This is a genomic window from Streptomyces sp. NPDC006265 (genome assembly GCF_040613555.1).
Classification (GTDB): domain Bacteria; phylum Actinomycetota; class Actinomycetes; order Streptomycetales; family Streptomycetaceae; genus Streptomyces.
This window is the reverse complement of the sequence record NZ_JBEXSH010000729.1, coordinates 1-4,690: the sequence shown is the minus strand read 5'-3', so window position 1 is coordinate 4,690 and position 4,690 is coordinate 1. Positions and strand designations below refer to the sequence as shown.

Here is a 4,690-nt window from a genome sequence, read left to right as displayed (position 1 = left end):
ATTCGAGGCCTGCCGGCGGATAGGGCAAACGCCCAACTCCCGACAGCCACCGCCGACCCGGTGGTCACCGTCCTCGGGGACCTCGCAGTGGCATAGGGGCACCCGGGCCGTCGCGGGCACCCGCCCGGGCCTGGTGATCGCGAAGCCCGCCGGAACCGCCGGCTACACGGATCCGCACACCGGCAAGACCGCCAGGTGGGAGTACGGCACCTGGACCTCTCCCGTCCACCGGCTCGCCGTCCCCGCGACCGAGGCGATCGTCTCCTGGAACGCGCGCACCCCGGCCGGAACCTGGATCAAGGCCGAGATCAAGGGCACCTACACCGACGGCACCAGCACCCCCTGGTACGTGATGGCCCGCTGGGCCGCCGGCGACCAGGACATCCGGCGCACCTCGGTCGACGACCAGAGCGACGGCAAGAGCACCGTCTGGACCGACACCCTGGCCATCGACGACGCGTCGACCGGCCTGCGCCTGGCCTCGTACCGGCTGCGCCTGACCCTCTACCGCAAGCCCGGCACCAAGGCCACACCCACCGTGTGGCGGGTCGGCGCCATGGGCTCCGACGTGCCCGACCGGTTCACCGTCCCGGCGTCCGCGCCCGGCCTCGCCAGAGAACTGGCGGTCCCGCGCTACTCGCAGGAGATCCACAAGGGCCAGTACCCCGAGTACGACAACGGCGGCGAGGCCTGGTGCAGCCCGACGTCCTCCCAGATGATCGTCGAGTACTGGGGCGGCCGGCTCACCGACGGGCAGCTGGACTGGGTCGATCCCGCGTACGCCGACCCGCAGGTGTGCCACGCGGCCCGCTTCACCTACGACTACCAGTACGCGGGCTGTGGCAACTGGCCCTTCAACGCCGCCTACGCCGCCACGTTCAAGGACCTCCAGGGTGTCGTCACCCGGCTCGGCTCGCTCACCGAACTGGAGACGCTGATCGCCGCGGGCATCCCGGCCATAACGTCCCAGTCGTTCCTCAAGGAGGAGCTGACCGGCGCCGGGTACGGCACCGCCGGGCACCTGATGGCCGTCGTCGGCTTCACGGCCGGTGGTGACGTGATCGCCAACGATCCCTTCTCGGCGAGCAACGAGGCCGTGCGGCGCGTCTACCGGCGGCGCGAGTGGGAGAACATCTGGCTCAGGACCAAGCGGTACAACGCCTCCGGCAAGGTCGTCTCGGGCACCGGCGGCATCTGCTACCTGTACTTCCCGGCACGCCCGAGCGCGGGCCAGCGCAAGGCCCTGACGGCCGTGGGCGTCCGCGTGTGACCAAGCTCTCGGCCGCAAAAGCCGCGTCCGGTGGCAAGGTGGACGGAACTTCGGGGGGAGTCCGTCCGCACCACCGACCCAGCGAGAAGCCATGACCGTGCACTCAGCCACCGCCACCCGCGTCCGCACCGGAGGCCCTCAGGACGACGGCCCGAAGATCGTCGAGCACCTCATGGGCTGGGCCCTCGTCGTGGTCGTCGCGATGCTGGTGAGCCAGCTCGGGCTGCTGTGACCTGACCCACGACCCGGAGGTGAGGCCTGCCATACTGCGGAGGTCCCGCCCCGCCCGTTGAGACCAGGGTCGAAATTGAATATCAGCCCCCAGCCTGCCGCGCGTCCCCGGGCCCGCGGCACCGAGCGCTCGATGGCGCGCCGTGCCGAACTCATCGCCATCGGGCGGAGGTTGTTCGCCGACATCTCCTACGACGCCCTGTCGATGGACGACATCGCCCGCCAGGCGCACGTCGCCAAGGGGCTGATCTACTACTACTTCCAGTCCAAGCGCGGCTACTACCTGGCCATCATCCAGGACTCGGTCACCGAGCTGGTCACCCTGGCGGCGAGCGGCCTCGAACTGCCCTCGGTGGACCGGGTCCAGCGCACCATCGACAGCTATCTGCGCTACGCCGAGCACAACCAGGCGGCGTACCGCACGATCGTGAGCGGCGGCGTCGGTTTCGACACCGAGGTGCACGCCATCCGCGACGGGGTGCGCGAGGCCGTCGTGACCACCATCGCCGAAGGCGCGTACGAGCGTGTCGACATCACCCCGCTGGCGCGGATGGCCCTGCTGGCCTGGGTGTGCAGTGTCGAGGGCGCCACGCTCGAATGGATCGACCGGCCCGAACTGCCCCGCGACACCATGTGCGAGCTGCTGGTGAAGACCCTCGGCGGCGCCCTGCGCGCGATCGAGGAGCTCGACCCGGCCTACCCGGCCCCGCAGCCCGCGCGTCAGGGCGCATGAGAAGGGGGCAGAGGGGCCGGGGGACCCTCTGCCCCGCTCCGGGCGTTACTTGATCGCCTTGATCAGCTCACCGTTCGCGGTGTCGCCGCTCAGCTCCCAGAAGAACGTGCCGCCCAGGCCCTGCTGGTTCTTGTAGTTCATCTTGGTGCCGATGGTCGCCGGGGTGTCGTAACTCCACCAGTTGCCGCCGCACTTGGCGTACGCCGTGCCGGCCACCGTCCCTGTCGCCGGGCACTTGGCCTTGAGCACCTTGTAGTCCTCGATGCCCTGCTCGTACGTGCCCGCCGCCGGGCCGGTCGCCGTGCCTCCGGGCGCCGCCTGGGTGACGCCGGTCCAGCCGCGGCCGTAGAAGCCGATGCCGAGCAGCAGCTTCGAGGCGGGGATGCCGAGGCCCTTGAGCTTGGCGATGGTCGCCGAGCTGTGGTTGTCCGCCTTCGGGATGCCGGAGTAGGAGGTCAGCGGCGAGTGCGGGGCCGTCGGACCTTCGGCGTCCCAGGCGCCGAAGAAGTCGTACGTCATCGGGTTGTACCAGTCGACGTACGGGGCGGCGCCCGCGTAGTCCGCCGCGTCGATCTTGCCGCCCGGGGTGGCGTCGGCGGTGATCGCCGCGGTGACGAGGCTGCGCGTGCCGAACTTGGCGCGCAGCGCCTGCATCAGGTTCCGGAAGGCCGCCTTGCCGCTGGTGTCGCAGGTGGCGCCGCAGGTGTTCGGGTACTCCCAGTCGATGTCGATGCCGTCGAAGACGTCGGCCCACTTGGAGTTCTCGACCAGGGCGTAGCAGGACCGGGCGAAGGCGGCCGGGTTCTTCGCGGCCTCGCCGAAGCCGCCCGACCAGGTCCAGCCGCCGAAGGACCACAGGACCTTGAGGTTCGGGTGCTTCTGCTTCAGCTTGCGCAGTTGGTTGAAGTTGCCGCGCAGCGGCTGGTCCCAGGTGTCGGCCTTGCCGTCGACGGATTCGGCTGCGGTGTAGGTCCGGTCGGTGGCGGCGTAGCCGTCGCCCATGGCGCACTTGCCGCCGGTGACGTTGCCGAAGGCGTAGTTGATGTGGGTGAGCCTGCCGCCCGATCCGGACGTCTCGATGTTCTTGACGTAGTACGTGCGGTCGTAGGTGCCCCATTCGGTGAAGTAGCCGATGACCTTGGAGCCGGCGGCCCTGACGCCGGGAGCGGCCTTCGAACCTGCGGCGGCCTCCTGAGCCGAGGTCGCCGCGGTGGCGGAGGTGCCCGCGCCGGCCGGCAGACCGGCGCCGAGGACGGCGCAGCAGGCCGCGGACACGATGGCCCGGAAGCGGGAACGGTGGGGGGTGTGCATCCGGTGTCTCCTGGTGGGGAGAGGGGAACGCGCGTCCATTGGCATGAACGCGGTGAATCGGTGGAGCGAAACAGTAGGAGGACTAGACCAGTCGGGTCAATGGTTCGGACCAATTTCGCCGCTCCGGATGCGCTCGGCCATTTCTTGAAGTAAGCGGTCGTTAACTGGTGACGGGATGCCTCCGATCGGGCATACTCACAGCGCACAGCCGCTGGTCAGCAGCTTCCGAGACCCGGGACTGCAAGCATCGGCCAGGCACCAGAACGACCCGGCGGCGCCGCCCCCACCCCTGGGCCCGTCCGCCAGTGCCCGACAGGGAGGAGAGCGTCGCCATGCCCGACCGAGCCCCGCAGCCGGTGGACCGACAACTGCCCACGGAGGAGGCCCGGGACCTGATCACACTCGTCCGCGACATCGCGGCACAGGAGATCGTCCCGAGGGCGGCCGAGGAGGAGGACGCCGGCCGTTTCCCGCGCGAGCTGTTCACCCTGCTCTCCCAGTCGGGGCTGCTCGGCCTGCCGTACGACTCCGAGTGCGGGGGCGGCGACCAGCCCTACGAGGTCTACCTCCAGGTCCTGGAGGAGCTCGCGGCGGCCCGCCTCACCGTCGGTCTCGGCGTCAGCGTCCACTCCCTGGCCTCCTATGCGCTCGCCGCCTTCGGCACCAAGGAGCAGCAGGTCGAGCACCTGCCCGCGATGCTCGGCGGCGGCATGCTCGGCGCGTACTGCCTCTCGGAGCCGCACTCCGGATCGGACGCGGCGGCCCTGCGCACCCGAGCCGTACGGGACGGCGACGACTGGGTCATCTCCGGCACCAAGGCGTGGATCACGCACGGCGGAATCGCCGACTTCTACACGGTGATGGCCCGCACCGGCGAGGAGGGCCCGCGCGGGATCAGCGCGTTCCTGGTGCCCGGTGAGGCGGAGGGGCTGAGCGCGGCCGTGCCGGAGAAGAAGATGGGCATGAAGGGTTCGCCGACCGCCCAGGTCCACTTCGACGGCGTCCGCGTCCCGGACGCCCGGCGCATCGGCGAGGAGGGACAGGGCTTCGCGATCGCCCTGTCGTCGCTCGACTCGGGGCGGCTCGGCATCTCGGCGTGCGCGATCGGCGTGGCACAGGCCGCGCTCGACGAGGCGCTGGCCTAC

4 protein-coding genes and 1 pseudogene are annotated in these 4,690 nt (G+C 70.4%); 4 read left to right on the top strand and 1 reads right to left on the bottom strand.

The genetic code is table 11. From position 1 onward, the window contains the following. Positions 1-97: 97 nt before the first annotated feature. From ABZ281_RS38540 to ABZ281_RS38530, 3 genes and pseudogenes are all read left to right on the top strand, one after another. Positions 98-1,270 (top strand): annotated as a pseudogene (locus ABZ281_RS38540) (peptidase C39 family protein); the annotation flags it as partial. A 91-nt stretch (positions 1,271-1,361) separates the two neighbouring features. Continuing rightward, on the top strand, positions 1,362-1,502 hold the full coding sequence (locus tag ABZ281_RS38535) for an SCO1431 family membrane protein (RefSeq protein ID WP_356662671.1): 141 nt from the start codon (positions 1,362-1,364) through the stop codon (positions 1,500-1,502). Between the two features lie 75 nt (positions 1,503-1,577). Beyond that, positions 1,578-2,234: a TetR/AcrR family transcriptional regulator gene (locus ABZ281_RS38530; RefSeq protein WP_356662670.1), complete on the top strand. Its 657-nt coding sequence runs from the start codon at positions 1,578-1,580 to the stop codon at positions 2,232-2,234. A 45-nt stretch (positions 2,235-2,279) separates the two neighbouring features. Here ABZ281_RS38530 and ABZ281_RS38525 read toward each other — a convergent pair whose 3' ends face one another. Beyond that, positions 2,280-3,545: a glycoside hydrolase family 18 protein gene (locus ABZ281_RS38525; RefSeq protein ID WP_356662669.1), complete on the bottom strand. Its 1,266-nt coding sequence runs from the start codon at positions 3,543-3,545 to the stop codon at positions 2,280-2,282. 332 nt (positions 3,546-3,877) lie between these two features. Here ABZ281_RS38525 and ABZ281_RS38520 point away from each other — a divergent pair. Further along, positions 3,878-4,690, top strand: an 813-nt coding sequence (locus ABZ281_RS38520; protein WP_356662668.1) for an acyl-CoA dehydrogenase family protein, incomplete at its 3' end; no start/stop codon positions are given.

Coding starts and splice junctions, on each gene's coding strand:
- ABZ281_RS38535 (WP_356662671.1), top strand. CDS start 1,362: ATGACCGTGCACTCAGCCACCGCCACCCGCGTCCGCACCGGAGGCCCT.
- ABZ281_RS38525 (WP_356662669.1), bottom strand. CDS start 3,545: ATGCACACCCCCCACCGTTCCCGCTTCCGGGCCATCGTGTCCGCGGCC.